General features: G+C 70.0%; 25 protein-coding genes. 11 read left to right on the forward strand and 14 right to left on the reverse strand.

Annotated features, from left to right (window positions below; translation table 11 throughout):
* Nucleotides 1–12: 12 nt before the first annotated feature.
* From ACFQPS_RS08470 to ACFQPS_RS08485, 4 genes are all read right to left on the reverse strand, one after another.
* The gene (locus ACFQPS_RS08470) at nucleotides 13–486 is read right to left on the reverse strand and encodes a VOC family protein (RefSeq protein WP_377358116.1); all 474 of its coding nucleotides are present in this window, start codon (nucleotides 484–486) and stop codon (nucleotides 13–15) included.
* A gap of 146 nt (nucleotides 487–632) precedes the next feature.
* Nucleotides 633–2,930, reverse strand: coding sequence for an ATP-dependent Clp protease ATP-binding subunit ClpA (gene clpA, locus ACFQPS_RS08475; protein ID WP_377358118.1), 2,298 nt, complete (start codon nucleotides 2,928–2,930; stop codon nucleotides 633–635).
* Nucleotides 2,931–2,936: 6 nt separating this feature from the next.
* Nucleotides 2,937–3,263, reverse strand: coding sequence for an ATP-dependent Clp protease adapter ClpS (gene clpS / locus ACFQPS_RS08480; protein WP_377358119.1), 327 nt, complete (start codon nucleotides 3,261–3,263; stop codon nucleotides 2,937–2,939).
* 260 nt (nucleotides 3,264–3,523) lie between these two features.
* Nucleotides 3,524–4,039 (reverse strand): phasin family protein, encoded by a 516-nt coding sequence (locus tag ACFQPS_RS08485; RefSeq protein WP_377358121.1) that lies wholly within the window; start codon nucleotides 4,037–4,039, stop codon nucleotides 3,524–3,526.
* Between the two features lie 373 nt (nucleotides 4,040–4,412).
* Between ACFQPS_RS08485 and ACFQPS_RS08490 the strand changes: the two genes are divergently transcribed.
* Nucleotides 4,413–5,156: a proteasome-type protease gene (locus ACFQPS_RS08490; RefSeq protein ID WP_377358122.1), complete on the forward strand. Its 744-nt coding sequence runs from the start codon at nucleotides 4,413–4,415 to the stop codon at nucleotides 5,154–5,156.
* A gap of 15 nt (nucleotides 5,157–5,171) precedes the next feature.
* On the opposite strand, the gene ACFQPS_RS08495 is transcribed toward ACFQPS_RS08490, so the two are convergent.
* Nucleotides 5,172–5,768, reverse strand: a complete 597-nt coding sequence (locus ACFQPS_RS08495; protein ID WP_377358123.1) for a hypothetical protein — start codon at nucleotides 5,766–5,768, stop codon at nucleotides 5,172–5,174.
* A 213-nt stretch (nucleotides 5,769–5,981) separates the two neighbouring features.
* Here ACFQPS_RS08495 and ACFQPS_RS08500 point away from each other — a divergent pair, with 213 nt between their 5' ends.
* Together ACFQPS_RS08500 and ACFQPS_RS08505 are read left to right on the forward strand one after the other, a co-directional pair.
* Nucleotides 5,982–7,295, forward strand: coding sequence for a serine hydrolase (locus ACFQPS_RS08500; RefSeq protein WP_377358125.1), 1,314 nt, complete (start codon nucleotides 5,982–5,984; stop codon nucleotides 7,293–7,295).
* A 49-nt stretch (nucleotides 7,296–7,344) separates the two neighbouring features.
* Entirely contained in the window at nucleotides 7,345–8,304 is a 960-nt protein-coding gene (locus tag ACFQPS_RS08505) for a CPBP family intramembrane glutamic endopeptidase (RefSeq protein WP_377358126.1), read from the forward strand.
* Between the two features lie 98 nt (nucleotides 8,305–8,402).
* Here the strand turns inward: ACFQPS_RS08505 and pgmG are convergent, their stop codons facing one another.
* From pgmG to ACFQPS_RS08530, 5 genes are all read right to left on the reverse strand, one after another.
* Nucleotides 8,403–9,785 (reverse strand): phosphoglucomutase/phosphomannomutase PgmG, encoded by a 1,383-nt coding sequence (gene pgmG / locus ACFQPS_RS08510; RefSeq protein ID WP_377358127.1) that lies wholly within the window; start codon nucleotides 9,783–9,785, stop codon nucleotides 8,403–8,405.
* Between the two features lie 17 nt (nucleotides 9,786–9,802).
* Complete coding sequence (locus tag ACFQPS_RS08515; protein ID WP_377358129.1) at nucleotides 9,803–11,146, reverse strand: UDP-glucose dehydrogenase family protein; 1,344 nt, start codon at nucleotides 11,144–11,146, stop codon at nucleotides 9,803–9,805.
* A 71-nt stretch (nucleotides 11,147–11,217) separates the two neighbouring features.
* Entirely contained in the window at nucleotides 11,218–12,090 is an 873-nt protein-coding gene (gene galU, locus ACFQPS_RS08520) for a UTP--glucose-1-phosphate uridylyltransferase GalU (protein WP_012566882.1), read from the reverse strand.
* A 148-nt stretch (nucleotides 12,091–12,238) separates the two neighbouring features.
* Nucleotides 12,239–13,009 carry a DnaJ domain-containing protein gene (locus tag ACFQPS_RS08525; RefSeq protein ID WP_377358130.1) on the reverse strand — a complete coding sequence of 257 codons (771 nt, stop codon included), beginning with the start codon at nucleotides 13,007–13,009 and terminating at the stop codon, nucleotides 12,239–12,241.
* 1 nt (nucleotide 13,010) lies between these two features.
* Nucleotides 13,011–13,736, reverse strand: coding sequence for a vWA domain-containing protein (locus tag ACFQPS_RS08530; RefSeq protein ID WP_377358131.1), 726 nt, complete (start codon nucleotides 13,734–13,736; stop codon nucleotides 13,011–13,013).
* Between the two features lie 211 nt (nucleotides 13,737–13,947).
* Between ACFQPS_RS08530 and ACFQPS_RS08535 the strand changes: the two genes are divergently transcribed.
* The 3 genes from ACFQPS_RS08535 to ACFQPS_RS08545 all read left to right on the forward strand — a co-directional run bounded on the left by ACFQPS_RS08535 (nucleotide 13,948) and on the right by ACFQPS_RS08545 (nucleotide 17,542).
* Nucleotides 13,948–15,633: an alpha-glucosidase gene (locus ACFQPS_RS08535; RefSeq protein ID WP_377358132.1), complete on the forward strand. Its 1,686-nt coding sequence runs from the start codon at nucleotides 13,948–13,950 to the stop codon at nucleotides 15,631–15,633.
* Nucleotides 15,634–15,891: 258 nt separating this feature from the next.
* A complete protein-coding gene (locus ACFQPS_RS08540; protein WP_377358133.1) occupies nucleotides 15,892–16,536 on the forward strand; it encodes a LuxR C-terminal-related transcriptional regulator in 645 nt (214 codons plus the stop codon).
* A 55-nt stretch (nucleotides 16,537–16,591) separates the two neighbouring features.
* Nucleotides 16,592–17,542: an SAM-dependent methyltransferase gene (locus ACFQPS_RS08545; protein ID WP_377358135.1), complete on the forward strand. Its 951-nt coding sequence runs from the start codon at nucleotides 16,592–16,594 to the stop codon at nucleotides 17,540–17,542.
* Nucleotides 17,543–17,585: 43 nt separating this feature from the next.
* On the opposite strand, the gene ACFQPS_RS08550 is transcribed toward ACFQPS_RS08545, so the two are convergent.
* Nucleotides 17,586–18,581: a patatin-like phospholipase family protein gene (locus tag ACFQPS_RS08550; protein ID WP_377358137.1), complete on the reverse strand. Its 996-nt coding sequence runs from the start codon at nucleotides 18,579–18,581 to the stop codon at nucleotides 17,586–17,588.
* A gap of 101 nt (nucleotides 18,582–18,682) precedes the next feature.
* Between ACFQPS_RS08550 and ACFQPS_RS08555 the strand changes: the two genes are divergently transcribed.
* Nucleotides 18,683–19,576 carry a sterol desaturase family protein gene (locus tag ACFQPS_RS08555; RefSeq protein WP_377358139.1) on the forward strand — a complete coding sequence of 298 codons (894 nt, stop codon included), beginning with the start codon at nucleotides 18,683–18,685 and terminating at the stop codon, nucleotides 19,574–19,576.
* A gap of 54 nt (nucleotides 19,577–19,630) precedes the next feature.
* Here ACFQPS_RS08555 and ACFQPS_RS08560 read toward each other — a convergent pair whose 3' ends face one another.
* Both ACFQPS_RS08560 and arfB read right to left on the reverse strand, forming a co-directional pair.
* Nucleotides 19,631–20,845 carry a BaiN/RdsA family NAD(P)/FAD-dependent oxidoreductase gene (locus ACFQPS_RS08560; RefSeq protein WP_377358141.1) on the reverse strand — a complete coding sequence of 405 codons (1,215 nt, stop codon included), beginning with the start codon at nucleotides 20,843–20,845 and terminating at the stop codon, nucleotides 19,631–19,633.
* Between the two features lie 91 nt (nucleotides 20,846–20,936).
* Nucleotides 20,937–21,356 (reverse strand): alternative ribosome rescue aminoacyl-tRNA hydrolase ArfB, encoded by a 420-nt coding sequence (gene arfB / locus ACFQPS_RS08565; protein ID WP_377358143.1) that lies wholly within the window; start codon nucleotides 21,354–21,356, stop codon nucleotides 20,937–20,939.
* Nucleotides 21,357–21,495: 139 nt separating this feature from the next.
* On the opposite strand from arfB, the gene ACFQPS_RS08570 reads away from it, so the two are divergent.
* Complete coding sequence (locus ACFQPS_RS08570; protein ID WP_377358145.1) at nucleotides 21,496–21,630, forward strand: hypothetical protein; 135 nt, start codon at nucleotides 21,496–21,498, stop codon at nucleotides 21,628–21,630.
* Nucleotides 21,631–21,640: 10 nt separating this feature from the next.
* Here ACFQPS_RS08570 and ACFQPS_RS08575 read toward each other — a convergent pair whose 3' ends face one another.
* Complete coding sequence (locus ACFQPS_RS08575) at nucleotides 21,641–22,636, reverse strand: GNAT family N-acetyltransferase (protein ID WP_377358147.1); 996 nt, start codon at nucleotides 22,634–22,636, stop codon at nucleotides 21,641–21,643.
* Between the two features lie 224 nt (nucleotides 22,637–22,860).
* On the opposite strand from ACFQPS_RS08575, the gene ACFQPS_RS08580 reads away from it, so the two are divergent.
* The 3 genes from ACFQPS_RS08580 (at nucleotide 22,861) to ACFQPS_RS08590 (ending at nucleotide 24,051) form a co-directional block, all read left to right on the forward strand.
* Nucleotides 22,861–23,337 (forward strand): hypothetical protein, encoded by a 477-nt coding sequence (locus tag ACFQPS_RS08580; protein WP_377358148.1) that lies wholly within the window; start codon nucleotides 22,861–22,863, stop codon nucleotides 23,335–23,337.
* 137 nt (nucleotides 23,338–23,474) lie between these two features.
* Nucleotides 23,475–23,636, forward strand: a complete 162-nt coding sequence (locus tag ACFQPS_RS08585) for a YqaE/Pmp3 family membrane protein (protein ID WP_377358150.1) — start codon at nucleotides 23,475–23,477, stop codon at nucleotides 23,634–23,636.
* Nucleotides 23,637–23,655: 19 nt separating this feature from the next.
* Complete coding sequence (locus ACFQPS_RS08590) at nucleotides 23,656–24,051, forward strand: DUF4112 domain-containing protein (RefSeq protein ID WP_377358152.1); 396 nt, start codon at nucleotides 23,656–23,658, stop codon at nucleotides 24,049–24,051.
* The last annotated feature ends 76 nt before the right edge of the window (nucleotides 24,052–24,127 follow it).

Below are 24,127 nucleotides of genomic sequence, written 5' to 3' on the forward strand. Positions count from 1 at the left end.
GCGGCGGAACCGTCAGCCGCGGCGGGCGGCCTCGATCGCGGCGACGTCGATCTTCGTCATCCCAATCATCGCGGCGAAGGCACGCTTCGCCTCGTCCCCGCCGGCGGCCAGCGCCTCGGTCAGCACCCGCGGCGTGATCTGCCAGGAGACGCCCCACCTGTCCTTGCACCAGCCGCAGGCGCTCTCCCGGCCGCCATTGCCGATGATGGCGTTCCAGTAGCGGTCGGTCTCCTCCTGGTCGTCGGTGGCGATCTGGAAGGAGAAGGCTTCGCTGTGCGGGAAGTCGGGCCCCCCGTTGAGGCCGAGACAGGGAATGCCGGCGACGGTGAACTCCACCGTCAGCACATCGCCTTCCCTGCCGGAGGGGTAGTCGCCGGGGGCGCGGTGGACGGCGGTGACCGCGCTGTCTGGAAACACCCCGGCATAGAACCGGGCGGCCGCCTCGGCGTCCCTGTCGTACCAGAGGCAGATCGTGTTCTTCGCCATGGACCCGTCCCTTCCGTCGCGGAACCGTCGTCCGGCATCATACCAGGGGGTGGGACCGGGGCCTGCCGGGATTCCGGATGACCAGACAGAACGGGCCCCGGGATCGCTCCCGGGGCCCGTCGTGCAGGCGGTTCCGGTGAGGCGCCTCACTCGACCATTTCGGGGACCTTCTCCTCCTCGCGGCCGGGCTTGGGTTCGATGTAGGTGAAGTCCAGCTTGCCGTCCTTCACCTCCACCTTCACCCCGCCGCCCTTGGCGAGACGGCCGAACAGCAGTTCCTCCGCCAGCGGCTTCTTGACGTGCTCCTGGATGGTGCGGGCCAGCGGGCGGGCGCCCATGACCGGGTCGTAGCCCTTGCGCGCCAGCCAGTCGCGCGCCTCGTCCGACAGCTCGATGGTGACGCCGCGGTCGCTGAGCTGGGCCTCCAGCTCCATCACGAACTTGTCCACGACGCGGGCAACCGTGTCCTGGGCCAGCCCGGCGAAGGCGACGATGGCGTCCAGGCGGTTGCGGAACTCCGGCGTGAACATCTTCTTGATCGCTTCCTCGTCCTCGCCGACCCGGACCTCGCGGCCGAAGCCGATGGCGGCCTTCGCCATGTCGGCGGCGCCGGCGTTGGTGGTCATGATCAGGATGACGTTGCGGAAATCGACCGTCTTGCCGTTATGGTCGGTCAGCTTGCCGTGGTCCATGACCTGCAACAGGATGTTGTACAGGTCCGGATGGGCCTTCTCGATCTCATCCAGCAGCAGGACGCAGTGCGGGTGCTGGTCCACGGCATCCGTCAGCAGGCCGCCCTGATCGAAGCCGACATAGCCCGGCGGGGCGCCGATCAGGCGGCTGACCGTGTGGCGTTCCATGTATTCCGACATGTCGAAGCGGGTCAGCTCGATGCCCAGGGTGCGGGCGAGCTGCTTCGCCACCTCGGTCTTGCCGACGCCGGTCGGGCCGGAGAAGAGATAGTTGCCGATCGGCTTCTCCGCATCGCGCAGACCGGCTCGGGCCAGCTTGATGGCGGAGACGAGGGTGTCGATCGCCTGGTCCTGGCCGAAGACCATGGTCTTCAGGTCGCGCTCCAGGTTCTGCAACACCTCCTTGTCGTCGCGGCTCACCGACTTCGGCGGGATGCGCGCGATCTTGGCGACCACGGCCTCCACGTCCTTCTGGGTGATGGTCTTCTTCCGCTTGGACTCCGGCACCAGGGCCTGGGCGGCGCCGACCTCGTCGATCACGTCGATCGCCTTGTCGGGCAGCTTGCGGTCCCCGATGTACTTGGCCGACAGCTCCACCGCCGAGCGGATGGCGTCGCGCGTGTAGCGGATGCGGTGGTACTTCTCGTAGTAGGGCTTGATCCCTTCCAGAATCTTCACCGCGTCGTCGATCGACGGCTCGTTGACGTCGATCTTCTGGAAGCGGCGGACCAGCGCCCGGTCCTTTTCGAAGTAGTTGCGGTATTCCTTGTAGGTGGTCGAGCCGATGCAGCGCAGCGCGCCGCTGGCCAGGGCCGGCTTCAGCAGGTTCGAGGCGTCCATCGCCCCGCCGGAGGTGGCGCCGGCGCCGATCACCGTATGGATCTCGTCGATGAAGAGGATCGAGCCTTCCAGCGCCTCCAGTTCGGAGATGACGCTCTTCAGCCGCTCCTCGAAGTCGCCGCGGTAGCGGGTGCCGGCCAGCAGCGCGCCCATGTCGAGCGCGAAGATGGTGGCGTTCTTCAGGATTTCCGGCACCTCGCCATGGACGATGCGGCGGGCCAGACCCTCGGCGATGGCGGTCTTGCCCACGCCGGGATCGCCGACATAGAGCGGGTTGTTCTTGGAGCGGCGGCAGAGGATCTGGATGGTCCGCTCCACCTCCTGCTCCCGGCCGATCAGCGGGTCGATCTTGCCGCTGGCCGCCTTCTTGTTGAGGTTGACGCAGTACGCTTCGAGGGCCTCGGTGCCTTTCTTCACGACCTTCTCCGCCTGGGCGTCATCGTCCGCCCCCGAGGCGCGCTTCGTTTCGGAGCGGCCGGGAGCCTTGGCGATGCCGTGAGAGATGTAGTTGACCGCGTCGAACCGGGTCATCTCCTGCTCTTGCAGGAAATAGACCGCGTGGCTCTCGCGTTCGGAGAACAAGGCAACCAGCACATTGGCTCCCGTCACCTCTTCCCGGCCGGAACTCTGGACGTGGATCGCTGCCCGTTGCAGGACGCGCTGGAAGCCTGCGGTCGGTTTGGCGTCATCCGGACGGTTGGTGATCAGGTTGGAGAGTTCGTTGTCGAGGTACTCGACAAGGTCGGCGCGGATCTTCTGCATGTCCACGCCGCAGGCGCGCAGGACGGCGACCGCGTCCTGATCTTCTGTCAGGGCAAGAAGGAGATGTTCGAGGGTGGCGTACTCGTGGCGGCGCTCATTGGCGAAGGCCAGGGCTCGGTGGAGCGTCTGCTCGAGGTTACGCGACAGCATTCCGGGCTAATCCTTCTCCAGGGTGCATTGCAGAGGGTGCTGATGCTGGCGGGCGAAATCCATCACCTGCGTGACCTTCGTCTCCGCCACCTCGTAGGTGAAGACACCGCAGACCCCCACGCCACGGCGGTGGACGTGCAGCATGATCCGCGTGGCCTCCTCCCGGTTCTTGTTGAAAAAACGCTCCAACACGTGAACGACGAACTCCATCGGCGTGTAGTCGTCGTTCAACATCAGAACCTTGTACATCGAGGGCTTCTTGGTCTTGGGCTTGGCCTTGACGACCACGCCCGTCGAAGTTCCCTCGTCCCCGTGCTTGTCACTGTCAGCCATGGCTTTCTGGGGTCGCGGTCACGAACGGTCTTCCTACGTCCAATCATATGAAATCCGGGGCGCCGGTTGGAAGGGGCGACTTGCGCCGCAGACCGGACAACCCTTGCAATATCCTTACGGAATCCTTACGGACAGCCCCGTGGCGATCCGTCCGGACACCCTCCCCGGACCCGAAACAGAAAACCCGGCGGTTGGTTGCCGCCGGGTTTCCCTGGAGGCGGCACGGCGCACCGTCCCGCGGATGTCACGCCCGTGGGCGGTCAGGCGGCGAGCTTGGGCTTCGCCATCTGCTCCACCGCGGCGTTGACGCGGGCGGAGAGAGGCTCCAGCGCCTCGTTCGTCACCTTCACGGACATCTCGGACACCTTCGTCGCCTCGGCGATCAGGCTGTCGAAGCTGGTGCGGGCGAATTCGGTCTGGAGATCGACCAGCTCGCGCAGGGTCTTCACCCCCAGCATGGCCTTGGCCGCGGAGACGTTCTGCTCCACCTGGGTCTGGGTGAAGGCGAGCATGGCCTTGGACAGGTTCTCGAAGCCGCGGGCCATGATGGTACCGGACCGCATCAGGGCGTCGATATTGTCCTTCTGGAAGCCGGCGGCGTCGTCATAGACCCGGAACGCCTGACGGGTGGCCTTCTCGACCTGCCCCTTGGTGTAGGTCAGCGCCTCTTCGACCTTGCGGGTCGCGGCATCCGCACCCTGCATGGTCGCTTCCGTGGTGCCGGCGGTCTGCTCCACACCCGCCGCGTCGGCGGCCTTCCTCGTGCGCGTCGTCATCGCTGATCTCCTCCGGACGCCGGTCCCGTCGCGGGCCCCGGGGTCCCCTGGTTGGTCCTGCCGGCCGCGGCTACCCCGCCGGCCGGCGGTGTGCCGACTGCGTGTCGGACCCTTCAGGCCGGAGGCGCCGGCCCGGACGGCGCCGGGCGGAACCAGGGCAGGCCGGACCGTGGCGGACCACGGGACCGGGCGGGATCATGTTGCAGTGCAGCACAACCCTTATATCGTCACTCCCGGCATCCGGTCAACCCGGCTTTTTTTGCGCCGCAACATGCCCCGCACGGGCACCATACCCGCACGGGGAGAGTGGCTGCTTGAGCCCGGGCGGGAGGCGTGACAGGATGTCCGCAGTGCGGAACGACCGGCCCCAGCCATGACCTACTGCCTCGGCATCAAGATCCGTGACGGGCTGATCGGCCTGTCCGACGGACGCATCACCAGCGGCACGCAGGTCTCGGCCGCGCGCAAGATCGTCATGGTGGGCGACGGCGACCACCGCTTCTTCGTCATGACCTCGGGCCTGCGCAGCGTGCGCGACAAGACCCTGGCCTATCTGCGCCGCGACATGGCGCAGCCGGGCGCGCGGCCGCTGACGACGATGCTGGAGGCGGTGAGCGCCTTCACCGCCTGCCTGCGCGCCGTGGCGAAGGAGGACAAGGCCAGCCTGGAGGAGTCCAAGCTGGCCTTCAACCTGCACGCCATCGTGGGCGGCCGGCTGCGCGACGATGCCGAACCGACCATGTACCTGGTCTATCCCGAGGGGAACTGGATCGAGGTGGACGAGCGCACCCCCTATCTCAGCATCGGCGCCACCACCTACGGCAAGCCGATCCTGGACCGGGCGCTGCGCACCGACACGCCGATGGCGACGGCGCTGAAGATCGCCTACCTGTCCTTCGACAGCAGCCGCTTCAGCTCGGCCGACGTCGGCTATCCCGTCGATCTGGTCACCCTGCATGCCCGCGACCGGCGCTGGCGCGAGGCCCAGTTCGACTATGACGACCTGATCGAACAGCGGCACTGGTGGAACCGGCACATCACCGAGCTGGCCAAGGCCCTGCCGGACACGCCCTGGGTGGACCGGCTGCTGCCGGAGACGGCGACCGATCCGTCCTGACGATCCGGCCGACGGTCAGGACCGGACCAAGAGGCGGGGAACGACCCCGGGGCCGAAACCCGCACCGGGACGGAAGCCCACATCGTCCGCCTGCCCCGGCCCGGCGGTGTAGGCGGCCAGGAAGTAGAAACCCCCGTGGCAACCGGTGGCGAACCAGCGCAGCCTGCTGGCGCTGAGATCCAGCCGGGACGCCTCCCCGCGGAAGGCCCCGCCGAGGGCGAGGCGCAGCACCACCGCCTGGAACTGCTCCGCCGTCAGGTCCAGCCGGTGGACGTGGCCCCGCCAGGCGGTAAAGGGATCGCCCGGCCCGATGGCAGCGACGCTGGGCACCGCCAGCTCCCGCGCCTCGAAGACCCCGCCCGCCTCGGGCAGTCCGGCCAGATCGAAGACCCGCACCGGCTCGCCCGGGCGGGCGCTGTTGAAGACCATGCGGTAACGGTCCGTCGTGCCGGCGCGGCAGTCCTGCCGCAGATCCTCGCCGTGCAGATAGCCGCCCCAGGTCAGCCCGGCGGGCGGCCGGGCCGGGGGCGGCGGGACGGGGGCGGTGCCGCATCCCGCCAGCGATGCGGCCAGCAGAACCGCCAGGGCCGCGAGTGTCGGGGACTGTCGCATGGGGACAACATGGGAACGCCGGTCGCCGGCGGCGAGGTGCTTGTCACAGGCCGGCAGCGGCCCGGGATGGTACATGCGGATGTCACAGCAGAGGGCGGAAATGTGACCGAAGTCGAAACCCCCTCTCAACGAATCTCTGGTAGACACTGATTTGCTTCGCATTTACCCTGACTGCGAAGGTTGGGGGCGGCTTCGGCGAGGGGGCATTCCATCGTGACGACGACGAGCGTGAACCGACCGTTGGCGGCAACGGTCCGATTGGGACGGCTGTTCCTGCTGCTTCCCCTTCTGGCGGTCCTGCTCGCGGCGCCCGGCACGGCGCTGGCCAAGTACGCCTCCATCGTCATCGATGCCGAGACCGGCGAGATCCTGCATGCGGCCAGCGCCGACACGCGGAACTTCCCCGCCTCGATGACGAAGATGATGACCCTCTACATGACCTTCGACGCGCTCGACGCGCGCAAGCTGACGCTGGACCAGCGGCTGAAGGTGTCGTCGCGCGCCGCCGGCATGGCGCCATCGAAGCTGGGACTGAAGCCGGGCGAGACCATCCGCACCGAGGACTGCATCCTGTCCCTGGTCACCAAGTCGGCCAACGACTGCGCCGTCGTGCTGGCCGAGGCGATCGGCGGCACGGAGACCGAATTCGCCCGCATGATGACGGACCGGGCGCGGGCGCTGGGCATGCGCCGCACCACCTTCCGCAACGCTTCCGGCCTGCCCAACGCCGGCCAGCTCTCCACCGCGCGGGACATGGCGCGGCTGGCGCAGGCCCTGATCCAGGACCATGCGAAGTACTATCCGTACTTCAGCACCCGCCAGTTCACCTACAAGGGCGTCACCCACGGCAACCATAACCGGCTGATGGCGCGCTACCGCGGCATGGACGGGCTGAAGACCGGCTTCATCCGCGCCTCGGGCTTCAATCTCGCGGCCTCGGCCGTGCGCGACGGGCGCCGCCTGATCGGTGTCGTCTTCGGCGGCGAGACGGCCGTCTGGCGCGACAACCACATGGCCGACCTGCTGGACAAGGCCTTCGAGGGCCGCGCGACGCCGATGCTGGTCGCCTCGGCCGAGCGGGTGCAGGCACCGGGCAAGGCGTCGCGCCGCACCACGGCCAGCCCCACCCCCGGCCGCAAGCCGGAAGAGAGCGGCTCGGTCGTCACCGCCGTGGCGAACGCGGCCGAAGCCGTGGCCCGCAGCGCCGGCGACCTGCAACTGGTCAGTTCCGCCATCGCCGCGCCGGCCGTCCCGACGGCGAAGAAGGCCCCCGGCGGCTGGGGCATCCAGGTCGGTGCCTTCAACGACCGCGGCACCAGCCAACGCGCCGTCGCCAACGCGACGCAGCGTGCCCCCGCCCTGCTGGACCGTGCCATCCCCCATGTGATGGAGGTCAGCACCGGCAAGGGCAGCCTGTACCGCGCCCGGCTGATGGGGCTGGACGAGAAAACGGCCCGCCGGGCCTGCGCCCAGCTTGCCAAGGCCGGCCAGGGCTGCCTGACCGTGCCGCCGCAGCAGGGCCTGTGAGGCCCGGCGGCATCACCGGACCCGTTCCGCCGGCCCGATGAAGCCGTCGATGAACCCGACCCGACCCGCGGGGGATGCCCGCTCCGTCGCCGGTTCCGCCCCACCCGCCGTCCACTATGCCGACATGGCGGTCGCCGCCGGGGACCGCTTCTGGCGCTATCCGGTGGGCCTGCTGCTGGCCGTGATCTGGCTGCTGGCGACGACGGCGGTGCTGCTGCTGCTGCTCGACCCGGCCCTGCACCGGCTGGCGGAGAGCATGACGCCCGGCGTCGCGGCCACCCTGGTGGGCGATCTCACCAGCGTGCTGCCGCTGCTGCTGAGTCTGGGCACGCTGGTGCCCTTCCTGGCGGTCGTGCTGCCCTGGCTGCACCGGCGCCCCTTCCGGGACCTGATCGCGCCCGGCCCCCGGCGCGGCATCGACTGGGGCATGCTGGGCCGCTCCGCCCTGCTCTGGGTCGGGCTGGCCATCGTCGATGCGCTGGTCCGGATGCCGCTGGAGGCGGCGTTGGGCACCCCCGACACGCTGCTGCCGACCGGGATCGCGCCGCTGCGGCTGGCGCTCTACGCGGCCGTGCTGCTGCCCGTGATCCTCTTGCAGGTCGCGGCGGAGGAGCTGCTGTTCCGCGGCTACCTGTTCCAGGGAACGCGGCTGTTGCTGCTGCGCCCCCTCTGGGCGGCGGTGCCGCCGGCCCTGCTGTTCGCCCTGGGACATCTGGGAGCGGATGCCCAGCATGGCATGCTGGCCTATCCGCTGTTCGTCCTGCTGGGGCTGTTCCTGGCGGCGGTGACGGTGGCGGCCGACCGGATCGAAGCCGCGGTCGGCATCCATTTCGCCCAGAACACGATGGCGATCCTGCTGGTCGGCAGCATCGCGCCGGACAAGCCGGCGCTGGCGCAGACGGCGGACCTGACGATCGGCTGGCCCGATCTGCTGTCGCTGGCCGTCGTCATGGCCGCCTATTTCTTCATCGGCTTCCGGCTGGGCTGGGTGCGCAGGACGGGGGCGTAGCGCCCCCGGCCCTCTCCCGCGGCCCCCCGGAAAGCAGACGGGGCGCCCCTTGCGGCGGCGCCCCGTTCCAGAACGTCACCCGGCCGGGTGCGGAGGGGTCAGAACCCCTCCGGCGCCGCGATGCCGCTGAGCTTGAGCTGCTCCCGGATCGACGCCTTCAGCCGCTCCAGCCCCTCGGCGCTGTACGCCTCGGCGCGGGCGACCAGCACGTCCTGGGTGTTGGAGGCGCGCAGCAGCCACCAACCGTCCGGCGTCGTCACGCGCACGCCGTCGATGTCGTTGACCTGGGCGCCGGAGGCGCGCACCCGCTCCTGGATCTCGCGGACGGAGGCGAACTTGCGCTCCTCATCCACCTGGAAGCGGACCTCCGGCGTGTTCAGCACCGGCGGCAGCCGGTCGCGCAGGGCCGAGAGCGGACCCGTGCGGCTGACCAGCCCGATCAGGCGGACGGCGCAGTAGAGCGCGTCGTCGAAGCCGTAGTACTTGTCCGCGAAGAAGATGTGGCCGGACATCTCGCCCGCCAGCGGGCTGCCCGTCTCGGCCATCTTCGCCTTCAGCAGCGAGTGGCCGGTCTTCCACATCAACGGATGGCCGCCCAGGCGGGCGATCTCGTCGAACAGCGTCTGGCTGGCCTTGACGTCGGCGATGATGGTGGCGCCGGGATGCGTCTTCAGCACGTCGGCGGCATAGATGGCGATGAGCTGGTCGCCCCAGACGATGCGGCCCTTCTCGTCGATGGCGCCGATGCGGTCGCCGTCGCCGTCGAAGGCGATGCCGATCGCCGCCTTCTCGGCGTGCAGGCGCTCGATGATGTCTTCCAGGTTCTCCGGCACCGTCGGGTCCGGATGGTGGTTCGGGAAGGTGCCGTCGATGTCGTCGTAGAGGGTGACGTGCTCGCCCGGCAGCTTCTTCACCAGCCGGCGCAGGATGTCGCCGGTGGCGCCGTTGCCGGCGTCCCAGACGATCTTGAGCGGCGTCGTGCCGTCATAGTCCTGGACCAGCCGGTCCACATAGACATCGCGGATGTCCACCGTCTCGGCGCTGCCCTCGCCGGTCACGAAGTCACCGGCGGCGGCGACCTTGCCGATCTCCAGGATCGTCTCGCCGAAGACCGGGGCCTTGCCCAGCATCATCTTGAAGCCGTTGTAGTCCGGCGGGTTGTGCGAGCCGGTGATCATGATGCCGGCGTCGGCCGGCAGGTGCCGGGTGGCGAAGTAGAGCATCGGCGTCGGGCCGAGGCCGATGCGGACGACGTGCAGACCGGTGGAGGTCAGCCCTTCGACCAGAGCCGCTTCCAGCCCCGGCGAGGAGAGGCGCCCGTCATAGCCGACGGCGATGCGCTTGCCGCCGCTGCGGACGACCATGCTGCCGAAGGCGCGGCCGATGGCGCGGGCATCGTCGGGCCCGAGGGTTTTGCCGATGACCCCGCGGATGTCGTATTCGCGCAGGACGGTGGGATGGAACTGATAGGCAAGACTCATGTCGGCACCTGTTCAGATCACGCCTGCTCGCGGGCGGGCTTCTTGAGAAGGGAGGGACGGCCGATGGAATGGTAGTCGAAACCGGCCATTTCCATGTCCTCGGCCGTGTAGACGTTGCGCAGATCGACCACCACGGGCGCCTTCATCACCTCGCGCACGCGGCGCAGGTCGAGCGCGCGGAACTCGTTCCATTCGGTGATGATGACGGCGCAGTCCGCCCCGTCCAGGGCGGCGTAGGCGTCCGGGCACCAGACCACGTCGGGCAGCATCCGCGCCGCCTCATGCATGCCGGCGGGATCGAAGGCATGGACCGCGGCCCCGGCGGCCTGCAAGGCCGGGATGATGTCCAGCGAGGGCGCGTCGCGCATGTCGTCGGTGTTGGGCTTGAAGGTCACGCCCAGCACGCCGATCCGCCGCCCCTCGACGGAGCCGCCGCAGGCGGCGATGACGCGGTCTGCCATGGCCTTCTTGCGCCGGTCGTTGACATCCACCACCGTCTCGACGATGCGCAGGGGCGACCCGGCATCGGCGGCGGTGCGGACCAGGGCCAGCGTGTCCTTGGGGAAGCAGGAGCCGCCGTAGCCGGGGCCGGGGTGCAGGAACTTCCTGCCGATGCGGCCGTCCAGCCCGATGCCCTTGGCGACATCGTGGACATCCGCGCCGACGCGCTCACAGAGGTCGGCGATCTCGTTGATGAAGGTGATCTTGGTGGCGAGGAAGGTGTTCGCCGCGTACTTGATCAGCTCCGCCGTCTCCAGGCTGGTCATGACGATCGGCGTCTCGATCAGGTAGAGCGGCCGGTAGAGCCCGCGCATCACCGCCCGCGCCCGGTCGCTGTCGGTACCGATCACCACCCGGTCGGGGCGCAGGAAGTCGCCGATGGCGGAACCTTCGCGCAGGAACTCGGGGTTGGAGCAGACGTCGAAGTCCGCCTCCGGCCGGGTGCGGCGGACGATCCGCGCCACCTCCCGCCCGGTGCCGACGGGCACGGTCGATTTCGTGACGATGACGGTGTAGCTGTCCGGGTCCAGCGCGCGGGCGATCTCCTCCGCCGCGGCATAGACATAGGACAGGTCGGCATGGCCGTCGCCGCGGCGCGAGGGGGTGCCGACGGCGATGAACACGGCATCCGCGCCGCGCACGCCCTCGGCGAGGTCGGTGGTGAAGGAGAGCCGGCCGGCCCTGGCGTTCTTCGCCACCAGATCGTCGAGCCCGGGCTCGTAGATCGGGATCTCGCCGCGCTTCAGGCGCTCGATCTTGGACTGGTCCTTGTCGACGCAGACGGTATCGACGCCGAACTCCGAGAAACACGCGCCGGAGACGAGGCCGACATAGCCCGTCCCGATCATGGCAATGCGCATGGGGACTCCTTATCGCCTGAACCCGGACCGGACGCTCCGGCCCCGGTCCGGGGCCGGGGCGACGGGACCCGTCACAGCATCTCCTTCAGGGCGGCGCGGACCTTCGCGGCCATGTCCGGCCGCTCCAGCGCATAGGCCACGTTGGCGAGCACGAAGCCCAGCTTGTCGCCGCAGTCGAAGCGCCGGCCCTCGAAGCGGAAGCCGTGGAAGGGCTGGCGGCCGATCAGCCGGGCCATCGCGTCGGTGAGCTGGATCTCCCCGCCCGCGCCCTTCTCGAAGCGCGACAGGTGGTCGAAGATCTCCGGCTGGAGGATGTAGCGCCCCTGGATCGAGAGGTTGGACGGCGCCACCGACGGGTCCGGCTTCTCCACGAGGCCCTTCACCTTGATGGTGCGGCCCGAGGCGTCGCCGTCCACGTCCAGGATGCCGTACTTGTTCGTCTGCTCGCGCGGGACCTCGAAGACGGACAGCAGGTTGCCGCCGACCTCCCGGTAGGCGTCCATCATCTGCACGAGGCAGGGACGCTCCCCCAGCACCTGCTCGTCGGGCAGCAGCACGGCGAACGGCTCGTTGCCGATGAACTCGCGCGCGCACCAGACGGCGTGGCCCAGGCCCAGCGGCTGCGCCTGACGCACGTAGGACAGGTTGCCGGACTCGATCTGGATGTCCTCGACGATCTTCAGCAGGTCGGTCTTGCCCCGGCTGCGCAGCGTCTCGTTCAGCTCGAAGTTGAGGTCGAAATGGTCCTCCAGCGGGCTCTTGCCGCGGCTGGTGACGAAGCAGAACATCTCGATCCCGGCCGCCTTCGCCTCGTCCACCGCATGCTGGATCAGAGGCTTGTCCGCGAGCGGCAGCATCTCCTTGGGGATGGCCTTGGTCGCGGGAAGGAAGCGGGTCCCGAGGCCCGCGACCGGGAAGACGGCCTTGCGCACAGGTCTGGACATCACGATCCCTGGTATTTCCGTGGCGGAAACATGAGGTTGGGGAACTCGCAGAGCGGGGCACGGGCGGACCGTCCGGCCGCCCTTCTTGTGCCACAGCCCTAAACACACTGGCAACTGAGCCGGATCGCGGGAGGATCGGAACGGAAGTCTAGGAACCGGCCCGCGCCCTGCCCAGAAGGATGTCCTTCGCCTGGTTGATCTTGGCAGCGATGTAGGTGGAGCCCCCCTGGTCGGGGTGGTTCTTCAGCATGAGGCGGCGGTGCGCCTCCTTCACGGCGGCCTCGTCCGCCCCCGGCTCCAGCCCCAGGATCTGCCACGCCTCGGCCCGCGTCATGCCGCCGGAGCCGCCGCGGGCAGCGCCCGCGCCCCCCTGCCCTGCGCCCCCCTGCCCTGCACCGGCCGCGTCCTCCCCGGCCGACTCCGCCCCGTCTGTGTCGCCGCGCCAGTCCGGATGGGCGCGGTCCAGATAGGCTTCCAGCAGCGGCACGGACGGGGGATCGAGGGTGCGCAGCTCCTCCAGCAGGTCCGACAGCTCGGCCTGCGACATCTGCGACAGGGTGCGCCCGGCGGCGGCGCCCGCCCGGACCTCCCCGTCCATCTGCCCGCTGTCATGGTCGAGCCACATGCGCAGCGCGGCGGTCTCGATCGTGCTGGACTGGCCCGGCGTCGGCCCCAGCGCGGCCTTCGCCCGTGCCAGCAGAGTCCGCCAGCGCAGGAAGAAGGGCAGGAGCAGCGGCAGGGCGTAGAGCACCTGGACGATGCGGCCGCTGACCAGCAGCAGCACGACGACCACGACACCCACCGCCACGGCCGCCCAGCGCAACGCCACGGCGAGCCGGTGCGGGTCGGCCGTGGCGAGGCCGCGGACCAGGAGATAGAGGCCGAGGAGAAGGCCGGTGCCGAGCAGAAGATACGCCATCTCAATCCTTGCCGAGCTGGTGCGTCAGCCGCAGCACGGACTCCGAGCGGCCGCGGCTCCAGTCCCGCAGCGCGGGGCGGCCACCGGCGGCGAACACCGCGACCGCCTGGAGCAGGTCCTTGAGCTGCTGCGCGCTGCCCGCGTCGAACGGGCACCAGGCCCCGCCCGAAAGCCGGGCGATCTGCTGGAAGACGCTGCGGGCGGCGATGTCCCCGCCCTCCTGGAACATGAAGACCGGCACCCCGAGCAGCCCCAGCTCCCCCGCCCGGTGGCAGAGCCCGTCGGGGTCCTCCTCGCAGACGTCGCCGACGAAGACCAGGGCCGCCACCTTCTCCGCCTGGGTCTGCCGGAGCGCATGGGACAGGACCTTGCCGATCTGGGTCTGGCCGCCCTGGCAGGTGACGGCGGTCATCCGCCGCAGCATCTCCGGCGCCTCGGTCACCCAGGGGCCGGCCTTGCACTCCCCGAAGCCGCGATAGAAGACGAGCTGCACCGCCAGCCCGCCCAGCCCGGCGGCGGCACCGAACATCTCCGCCTGGATGTGCATGGCGCGATCCCAGGTCCGCTGCCGGCTGGCGGTGGCGTCCAGGGCGAAGACCAGCCGGCCCCGCCGGCCCGGCGCCGGCCGCGGCGAGAGCGTCGCCACCTTGCGCAGGAAGGCGTCGACCTGCCTCCGGGTGTCGGTCCCGGCATCCTCCGTCCCGGTCGGCAACGTGCGGTCCGCCATGGGGTCCCCGTGCTGGTTGCTCGTTTCCTGACAGATGGTGCCACGGATGCCGGGGGTCCAGAAGGCCGGTCGTGGCGGCAGGACGGTCGCAGCCGGATGCGGGCGATGGATGCGCGGGCGGCGGCACTCTGTTAGGACAGGTGGCGTTACGCACCCTGCGGGCGGCGGACGGCCGGCCCGGGCGACAGACCCTGAAAAGCGGAGCGGACCGATGGACGGCAGCGGCAAGGCGGAAACCGGGCGGGCGATAACCGGGCGGGCGGGCAGCGCGCAGGCGGAGTGGTGGCGCGGCGCGGTGCTGTACCAGATCTATCCGCGCAGCTTCCTGGACACCGACGGCGACGGCATCGGCGACCTGGAGGGCATCACCCGCCGGCTGGACCATGTCGCCTCGCTGGGCGTGGACGGCATCTGGATCTGCCCCTTCTTCAGGTCGCCCATGGACGATTTCGGCTACGACGTGGCCGACTACCGGGCGGTCGATCCGATGTTCGGCACGCTGGAGGATTTCGACCGTCTGCTGGCCGCCGCGCACGGGCGGGGGCTGAAGGTCGTGATCGACATGGTGCTGAGCCACAGCTCCGACCGGCACGCCTGGTTCGTGGAAAGCCGGCGGGACCGGACCAACCCGAAGGCCGACTGGTATGTCTGGGCCGATCCGAAGCCGGACGGCACGCCGCCGAACAACTGGCTGTCCGTCTTCGGCGGGTCGGCCTGGACCTGGGACCCGCGCCGCGCCCAGTACTACCTGCACAACTTCCTGACCAGCCAGCCCGACCTGAACCTGCACAATCCGGAGGTGGTGGAGGCGGTGATGGACGAATGCCGCTTCTGGCTGGAGCGCGGCGTGGACGGCTTCCGGCTGGACGTGGCGAACTTCTACACCCACGACCGCCTGCTGCGGGACAATCCGCCGCGCACGGCCCGGGCCACGGACGGCGTGCCGGAGCGCAACCCCTACGGCATGCAGGCGCACCTCTACGACAAGACCCAGCCGGAGACGCTGGAGGTGCTACGCCGGCTCCGCCGCCTGATGGACGAATATCCCGGCACCTTCACCGTGGCCGAGGTGTCGGACGACGACAGCGTCGGCACCTGCGCCCGCTATGTCGCGGGCGTGGACAGGCTGCACACGGCCTACGGCTTCTCGCTCTTGAGCTGCCCGTTCGATGCCGGCAGCCTGCGCGGCCATCTGGAGGCGTTCGAGAGCCAGCCGGGCGGCGGCTGGCCGGCCTGGGCCTTCGGCAACCACGACGTCATGCGCCCGGTGACCCGCTGGGGCGGGCCGGAGCGCGACGCCGCCTTCGCCCGCCAGCTCGTGGCGCTGCTGGGCTGCCTGCGCGGCACGGTCTTCCTGTTCCAGGGCGAGGAACTGGGACTGCCGGAGGCGGACGTGCCCTACGAGCGGCTCCAGGACCCCTACGGCCGCACCTTCTGGCCGGAGTTCAAGGGCCGCGACGGCTGCCGCACCCCGATGCCCTGGACGGCGGAGGCGCCGACGGCCGGCTTCACGGCCCCGGGGGTCGAGCCCTGGCTGCCGGTCGCGCCCGCGCACCTGCCGCTGTCCGTCGCCGCCCAGGAGGGCGACCCGGACAGCGTGCTGGCCTTCACCCGCGCCTTCCTGCGCTGGCGCAAGGGACAGCGGGCCCTGACCGGAGGCACGATCCGCTTCCTGGACGCGCCGGAGCCGATCCTGGCCTTCGTGCGGGAGGTGGCGGGCGCGCCGCCCCTGCTCTGCCTGTTCAACCTGGGCCGCGCCCCCGCGGTCTGGGAGCCGGCCGGCGATGCCGCGCCGGTGATCGTGGCGCAGGCCGGAGCCCCCGGTGCGGTCGCCGGCGACGCCCGCCATCTGGCCCTGCCCGGTCATGGCTTCTCGATCGCGGTATTGGAGGGTTAGCCTAGCCCGGACGGCTAGGGGCGCCGCTACGAAATGGTTGCCCGCACCGTGCCCGTTTCGGTCTAGAACGAGAAGCGGAGGGTCGGATGGACAGCGCCGAAGCCTGATGACAGGTGGGGCGAACTTTTGTACTAGTAGGCCGTTGTCGCCATCGGGAACTCGCGTCCACCGCCGACGACGAATCGGCGGATTCAATCAGGGATGTAGTCCCGGACTGCCCTCGGCGCGCGGCCGGAAGCACGCTCAGCAGGATTTGACATGAACATTCTGATTGGCGACGACCATCTTCTATTCCGCGAGGGCCTGTGCCGCCTGCTGACCCAGCTCGACGCTGATGCGAAATTCTTCGAGGCGGGCACATTCGACGAGGTGATGGAGCTGTGCCAGGGCGATCAGGATTTCGACCTGATCCTGATGGACCTCCAGATGCCGTCCTGGCCGGGCTTTCCGGGCATCCAGCAGATCTGCGAGATTCAGGCGGGGACGCCGGTCGTGATCGTCTCCGCCTCGGAAAGCCAGTCGGACGTGCGCGCGGCGCTGGACGCCGGCGCCTCCGGCTACATCCCGAAATCCTCCAGCGTGAAGATCATGCTGAGCGCGCTCAATCTGGTCTTCTCCGGCGGCATCTACGTGCCCCCGGCGGCGATCCAGGGCGAGGCACAGTCCAGCGGGTCCGCCGGACCGGGCGGCGGCCATGCCTCCGGTCCGGGGATGCCGGCCCTGACGCAGCGCCAGCGGGACGTGTTGCGCTGCCTGCGCGAGGGCAAGTCGAACAAGCAGATCGCCTATGAGCTGGGCCTGTCGGAGGGGACGGTGAAGATCCATGTCACCGCCGTGATGCGGTCGCTGGGCGTGCGCAACCGGACCCAGGCGGTCATCGCCTCGGCCGACATGCAGCCCTGAAGTCTCCCCCGAGTTCCCCTTCCCCGCGTTCCCCCGTCCCGCCCGCGCGTGCCCCGTGACCCATCCGGACCCGTCTGCTGCCGTCCCGGTCGGTGAACCGACCGGGCTTACCGCCTATCTTGCGGCCGAAGACCATCTCGACCCGCTGCTGGAGGAGCTGGGGCCCGTGCGGTCCGTCCACGGCCGGCTGGTGCTGGTCGAGGGGCCGCCGCGCCCCGCCGCCTGGGCGCAGAACATCTGGTACGACCCGGTGCGCATCCCGATCGCCTCGATCAAGCAGGGGGCGAAGGCGCTGCGCGCCATCCAGCGCAACTGGGCACCCTACGCCGCGGCGCACCACCGGCGGACGCAGCTCATCCAGGAGAACCTGCCGCACGTCTCGGCCAGGCCACTGGCCTTCCCCGACCCGGCGCCGACGGCGCCGCTCGGCTCCTGGACCCTGCTGGACGAGACGACGATCCTGGCCGCCGCCCGCTGCTCCAGCCCGTTCCGCAATGGCGAGGTGGTGTTCGAGGAGAACCGCACGGCGCCGCCGAACCGGGCCTATCTGAAGCTGTGGGAAGCCTTCACCCTGGCCGGCCGCTATCCCGGACCGGGGCAGCTCTGCCTGGACCTGGGCGCCAGCCCCGGCGGCTGGACCTGGGTGCTGCACTCCCTGGGCGCGCGGGTGCTGGCCGTGGACAAGGCGCCGCTCGATCCCGCCATCGCCGGACTGCCCGGCGTCGAGGTCCGGCAGGAGAGCGCCTTCGGCCTGAAGCCGGCGGAGGTGGGACCGCTGGACTGGCTGTGCAGCGACGTGATCTGCTACCCCACGCGCCTGCTGCGGCTGGTGGAGGGCTGGCGGGAGACGGGGCTGGTGCGCAACTTCGTCTGCACCCTGAAGTTCCAGGGCGAGACGGACCACGCCACCGCCCGCGCCTTCGCCGCGATCCGGGGATCGCGGCTGCTGCACCTGTCGCACAACAAGCACGAACTGACCTGGATGCTGCTGGACCCGGCCGGCTGAGAGACGGGCCGGTCACAGCGGCGGAGAAGCGGCGAGGCTGGCGTCAGCCCCGCCGCACGGCGAAGTCGATGGCCGGCCGCATCGCCACCGCCGCGGCATGGCCGATGGCGATCAGCTCCTCCGCCCGGTCGAAGTCCAGGATGCCGATATGACCCAGCCGGGGCTGGATCAGCACGTCCGGCGGCTCGCCCGCAAGGCGGGAGCGGGTGATGCGGTCCTGCATGATGTCGATGGAGCCGGCCAGGATCTCCAATACGTTCGGCATCGGCTGCTTCTCCCCCAGGACCTGCTGGGCAAGGCTGCGGGTGCGCTCCCCCACCGTGGCGGTCAGCCGTCCCAGCATCTGGGCGAACGGCCCCTCCCCCAGCCGCGGCACGGTGGTCTTGACCAGCGGCGGGGCGGGGTCGGGCGGCACCGTCTCGGCCAGGACGGCGCCGGGATCGGCGGGTCCGGGGGACGCGGCCGCCGCCAGCCGCGGCAGGGTGGAAAGGTCGCCGTTCAGGTTCACGGCGATCACCACGTCCGCCCCCAGGGCGCGGCAGACGGAGACGGGAACCGGGTTGACCAGCGCCCCGTCCACCAGCCACTGTCCGTCATGCTCCACCGCCGGAAACAGGCCGGGCATGGCGGCCGACGCCCGCACGACGTCCAGCAGGTGCCCCTCGCGCAGCCAGATCTCGCGGCCGGTGGCGATGTCCGTCGCCACCGTGGCGAAGGGGATCGGCAGCGTCTCGATGGCGATGTCCGTCTTCTCGTTGCGGAAGCGTTCGAACGCCTTCTCCACGGCCACGAGGCCGCCGCGGGAAAAGGTGATGTCGATCAGCTTCAGCAGCTCGATCATCCCCATGCCCTCGGCCCAGTGCTGGAGATCGTCGAGCTGGTCGGTCAGCCAGGCGCCACCGACCAGCGCACCGACGGAGGTGCCGCAGATCAGATCGGGCCGCAGCCCCTGTTCCTCCAGCGCGCGCAGCACGCCGATATGGGCCCACCCACGGGCGGCCCCGCTGCCGAGGGCGAGACCGATGCGCAGCTTGTTCATGATCGACGCCTATTCTCCGGACGGTCAGTGCGCCCCCGGCGCTTGCGCGAAGGTGGGGGCGCGGGCGATAACCTAACGCGATTTAAGCGAAGGGATGTTCCATGCGCCATCTTCTCGCTGCCCTGCTGTGGCCCCTGCTGCTGGCCGCCTGCATCGTCGGCTATGGCATCGGCTGGGCCGCGGGCCGGCCCGTCCTGGCCTTCAACCTGACCTATTTCGGACTGGCCGCGGTGCTGCTGGTGCTGGAGCGGGTGATGCCCTTCGAGCGCGGCTGGACCCGGCCGGACGGGCAGATCTTCAACGACATCGGCCACACCGCCCTGAACAAGGGGATCGGACAGGCCATCGCCGCCTCTGCCGCGCTGGCCGGGGTGGCGGAGGCCGGGCCGGTCGAGGCCGGTGGCCTCTGGCCGGGCGGCTGGCCGCTGGCGGCACAGGTGGCGCTGGGCCTGCTGGTGGCGGAGTTCGGGCTCTACTGGGCGCACCGGCTGGCGCATGAATGGCCGGCGGCGTGGCGCTGGCATGCCATCCACCACAGCGTCACCCGGCTCTGGGTCGTCAACACCGGGCGCTTCCACTTCCTGGACTCCCTCTGGAAGACCTCCTTCGCCCTGGTGCTGGCGCTGGCCGTGGGGGCGCCGAAGGACGTGATCCTCTGGGTGCTGGCGATCACCACCTATGTCGGCTTCATGACCCACTGCAATGTGGACATGCGCTGCGGCCCGCTGAACTGGGTGTTCAGCACGCCGGAGCTGCACCGCTGGCACCACAGCCGCGACCCGGTGGAGGGCAACCGGAACTATGGCGAGAACCTGATCGTCTGGGACGTGGTGTTCGGCACCCGCTACCTGCCCGCCCGGCGGCCGCCGGCCGGGATCGGCTGCGACGACCCGGTGCCGGCGGGGTTCCTGGGCCAGCTCGCCTATCCGTTCCGGGCGTGGGCGGGCCGGACGGGGGTGGGTCCGACGGAAGCCGCGCGGGACGGGGCGGACTGACCGCCCCTCTCTGCCGCCCCCTCTTTACGCCGCCCCCCTTTACGCCGCCCCCCTTTACGCCGCCATGCCGCAGGCGTGGCCGCTGCTCCAGGCCCACTGGAAATTGTAGCCGCCCAGCCAGCCGGTGACGTCCACCGCCTCCCCGATGGCGTAGAGGCCGGGCACCGCCTTCGCCTCCAGGGTGCGGGAGGAGAGCGCCGCCGTGTCGATCCCGCCCACCGTCACCTCCGCCGTGCGGTAGCCCTCCGTCCCCGCCGGCCGCACCGTCCAGGCGTGCAGGAAGCCGGCCAGGGCCGCCAGCTCGCGGTCGGGCATCTGCGCCATCGGGCGCCCCGTGACGCCCAGGGCGGGCAGTTCCGCCTCCAGCAGCCGCTCGGCGAAGCGGCGGGGCAGCAGCTCCGCCAGCACGGTCTTCAGCTCGGCCCGGGGGCGGCCGCGCTTCAGCTCCTTGAGATGGGCCAGCAGGTCGCGGTCCGGCGACAGGTCGATCAGCACCGGGTCGCCCTCCCGCCAGTAGCTGGAGACCTGGAGGATGGAGGGGCCGGAGAGGCCGCGGTGGGTCAGCAGCAGCGCCTCGCGGAAGCGCGCCCCGTTGCAGGTGACGGCGCCGTCCAGCGCGATGCCGGACAGGTCCTGCGTGCGGGCCAGATCGTCGGGCGCGAAGGTGAAGGGCACCAGCCCCGGCCGCGGCGCCACCAGCGGCAGCCCGAACTGGCGGGCGACGCGGTGGGCGAAGTCGGTCGCCCCCATCTTCGGGATGGAGAGGCCGCCGGTGGCGAGCACCAGACTGTCCGCCGTGAAACGGCCGTGGCCCGTCTCCACCGCGAAGCCGCGGCTGCTGTCGCCGCCATTGCCGTCCGGCCGGGACACCGCCTCCACCCGGCAGCCCAGCCGGATCGTCACGCCCGCGTCCGCCGCCTCGGCCAGCAGCATGGTGACGATGTCCGCCGCAGAGCGGTCGCAGAAGAGCTGGCCCAGCTTCTTCTCGTGCCAGGGGATGCCGTGCCGCTCCACCAGCGCCAGGAAGTCGTGCGGCGTGTGCCGCTTCAGCGCCGAGATGGCGAAGTGCGGGTTGGCGGAGAGATAGCGGCGCGGCTCCGCCTCCAGGTTCGTGAAGTTGCAGCGTCCGCCGCCGGAGATGAGGATCTTCTTCCCCGCCGCGTCGGCATGGTCGAGCACCAGCACCCGCCGGCCGCGGCGGCCGGCGAAGATGGCGGCATAGAGCCCGGCGGCGCCGGCCCCGATGATGAGGACGTCGGAATGGGTCACGGGGAAGGAAGGCCCTATTCGGCCGCGGCAGTCGGCTCGTGCCGCCGTAACTACTGGCAACGAGTGGACCACACAAGCGGCACGGCGCCCGTCAGTCGGGATCGACCCGGCCGCGCAGCTTCTTGACCTGCCCGCGGACGGACTTCTTCTGCATCCGCTCCATCTGGCTGGACCGGGTGGGGCGGGTCGGGCGGCGGATGGGCTGGCGCTCGGTCGCCTTGGCGATCAGTTCCACCAGCCGGGCGCGGGCGTCCTCGCGGTTGCGCTCCTGGCTGCGGTATTTCTGCGCCGTGATGATGAGCACGCCCTCGTCCGTCATGCGCCGGCCCGCGAGCGTGCGCAGCTTCGCCTTCACCCACTCCGGCAGCGAGGGCGAGGCGGCCACGTCGAAGCGGAGCTGAACCGCCGTCTCCACCTTGTTGACGTTCTGGCCGCCGGGACCGCCGGCGCGCAGGAAGCTCTCCTGCAACTCGGCCTCGTCGAGGGCGATGAAGGGGGTGATCTGGAGCATCGGGGCGCTTCCCTGGGCGACGCGGCACCGGCGCCCGGTCGGGCGTTACCGACGTTACCTATACAGGGGCCGGACCGCGGCCGCCAAGCCGCGGTCCGAGCGCCCCCGGGGAGGGAGCAGCGACAGGACGGATGAGGGCATGACCGACGACAAGCGCGACGACCGCCGCCGGCCGCGGGAAGACAGGCTGGACCGCGGGGTGAAGGTCTTCTACCTGGCGACGCTGGCGCTGATGCTCTATGGCGCCGTGTCGGCCCTGCTGCGGCTGGCGTGAGCGCCGGCCGTCACTGCCCGCCATACTCCTTAACCGCGGCCTTGATCGCCGTCGCCACGTCCCCGAAGCCGTAGAGGTAGGGCTCCCCCGGACAGGGGCTGGCGTTGGTGAAGACCGGTTCGCCGAAGATTTCGGACAGTTCCTGCGCCCCCTCCGCCGCGGCCTGATAGTCGGCGAGGCCGGTGCAGGACGCCGCATAGTCGATCCGACCCTTGTACTCCGGCGTGGTCGAGGTCTGGAGGAGATCGACGCAGCGGGCCTTGCGGTCGATCGTCGTATAGGTCGGGGGGGCGTTGCCGACCCCCTTGGTCACGGCGATCAGGCGCGTGTAGATGTTGGCCTGCACATCCTCCATCATCTCCTCCGAACAGCTCAGGGTCAGGCCGTTGTAGAAGCTGATGGCCGCATTGTGGGCGAGGATGCTCAGGGTGAAGTTCGGCGTCTCGCTGTTCGGATCGACGTTGTTCCCGATGGCGTCGTTGATCATCGCCAGCCCGTAGCCACGGCCCTGATAGGCCGGAACGGTACAGAGGAAATCCAGCTCAACCGTGCTGCCGCTGCGGGAATAGGCGTAGTAGCCGACCGTGTTCCCGTTATCGACGCACTGGTAGCGCCTGGGCTGCGTCTGCGTCCGCACCGCGGCGGCCTGCTGCGCTTCCTTGTAGGTGTATTTCAGCGGATTGTTCTTGTAGAGGAAATTATCCTCTCCATAGAGCCAGTTGTCCGTAGGATTCGTCCAGTCGCCCGAACAGTTCGACTGCACGCTTGCGTCTATGGCCGTGCTGAACGCCTTGTACGTCTTGCCGTTCTTGTCCTTCAGCACCCCCTGCTTCTGGAAATTGAAGTCGCCATCGACGGACTGCTGCACGGCCGTGCAGGTCAACGCCGCCCGCGCCGGGTCCGGCAGAAGCAGGCAGGCACCGGCCAGCAGCGCGGCCGGAAGACTGCGGATGCCGCGGCGGCGCTTGGCACGCGGCGCGGGCATGGGGGTGGGTGAGGACGGCATGAGGACCTCCTGTCGCAAGGGTTACGGGCTGGGAACGTCCGGGCGCACGGCCGCGGCGGCGCCAGGGGAGCCCCGGCGCACAAAATGAATACAAGTATTCGATTGGCCAATTATAGTAATGAGAGCGCTCTCATTGCAAGTATTTTTCGCAGACGGATAAACCTTTAGGCAGTATCTGCCGGCATGCCGTTGCCCAGGCCCGGGCCGTGCGCCATCTGAGGGGAATGCAGCCCGCCCGTCCCTTCACCGCCGTTCTGACGGCCCTGGCGACCCTGACCGCTGCCCTGACGGCCGCCCTGCCGGCCGCGGCGCAGAACCCGCTGCTGGACCCGCCGGACACCAGCACCGGACGGCGGTCGACCGCACCGTCGGTCCTGGAGCAGGAGCGGGCGCGGAGCTACGGCAATCAGGTCGGTCCGGAGCTGCGCGAGCGGGAGCGGCTGGACGCGCTGGGCCGGCTGGACCCGATCGAGCGGCGGGAGACGGAAGAGCTGCGCCGCAGCCTGTACCGCCAGGAACAGACGGCGCGACCGTTGCCACCCCTGGCCCCGACGGACAGGCAACTGGACTCCACCCTGCGGCCGGAGCCCCTGCCCGGCACCGGCTATCCGCCGCCCCGGCTGGGTCGGGGCGGCGCGACGCTGGAGCGCTCGCTGAGCCGGACGCCGCCGCGCAAGCCCCCGCCCCCTCCCGACCGCTGACGGGCCGGTCGCTGAAGAACCGGACGCTGACGGGCAGCTCGGAACGAACGGCCGCCGGAAGGGTTAACGGCAGCAGGCCGCGCACCGGCCGGCCCCGGCCACGGGTCCCGCATCAGAAACCGAGACAGAGGGGAGACATGGACGTCCTGCGCATCGTGCTGGCCATCCTGCTGCCGCCGCTGGGGGTGTTCCTCCAGGTCGGCATCGGGCTGCATTTCTGGATCAACATCCTGCTCACGATCCTGGGCTATATTCCGGGCATCATCCATGCGATCTGGGTGATCGTCACCGTCCGCTGACCGGCCCGCCCGACCCCCGATGTCCCGCCACCATCCGCAGCCCGTCGATCCCGCGGTCATCGCGCATCTGCGCGACCTCTCCCACCTGCTCGATTCGCGCTGGACCATCCCGGGGACGGGCATCCGCTTCGGCCTGGACGGCGTCGCCAGCATCGTGCCCGTCGTGGGCGATTCGCTGACGGGCGTCGTCTCCGCCTACATCGTCTGGCAGGCGCGGCGCATGGGCGTGCCGACGCCGACCATCGCGCGCATGCTCTGGAACGTCGGGGTGGACTGGGCCGTGGGCTCGATCCCGGTGGTCGGCACCGTGTTCGACGTGGCTTTCAAGGCCAACCGGAAGAACATGGCGCTGCTGAACCGCCACCTGGATACGTTCGAGGATCTGGCGGCAGAGCGGCGGCGGACCGGCCCGTAGCCGGCCGCCCCCCGCCCCCTCAACCCGCCGGCGCACGGCGGAACCCGCTGGCGCGGGACGGACGCCTGCGCTACAT

Origin of the sequence: Rhodocista pekingensis, from assembly GCF_042665545.1 — a bacterium.
Classification (GTDB): Bacteria; Pseudomonadota; Alphaproteobacteria; order Azospirillales; family Azospirillaceae; genus Rhodocista; species Rhodocista pekingensis.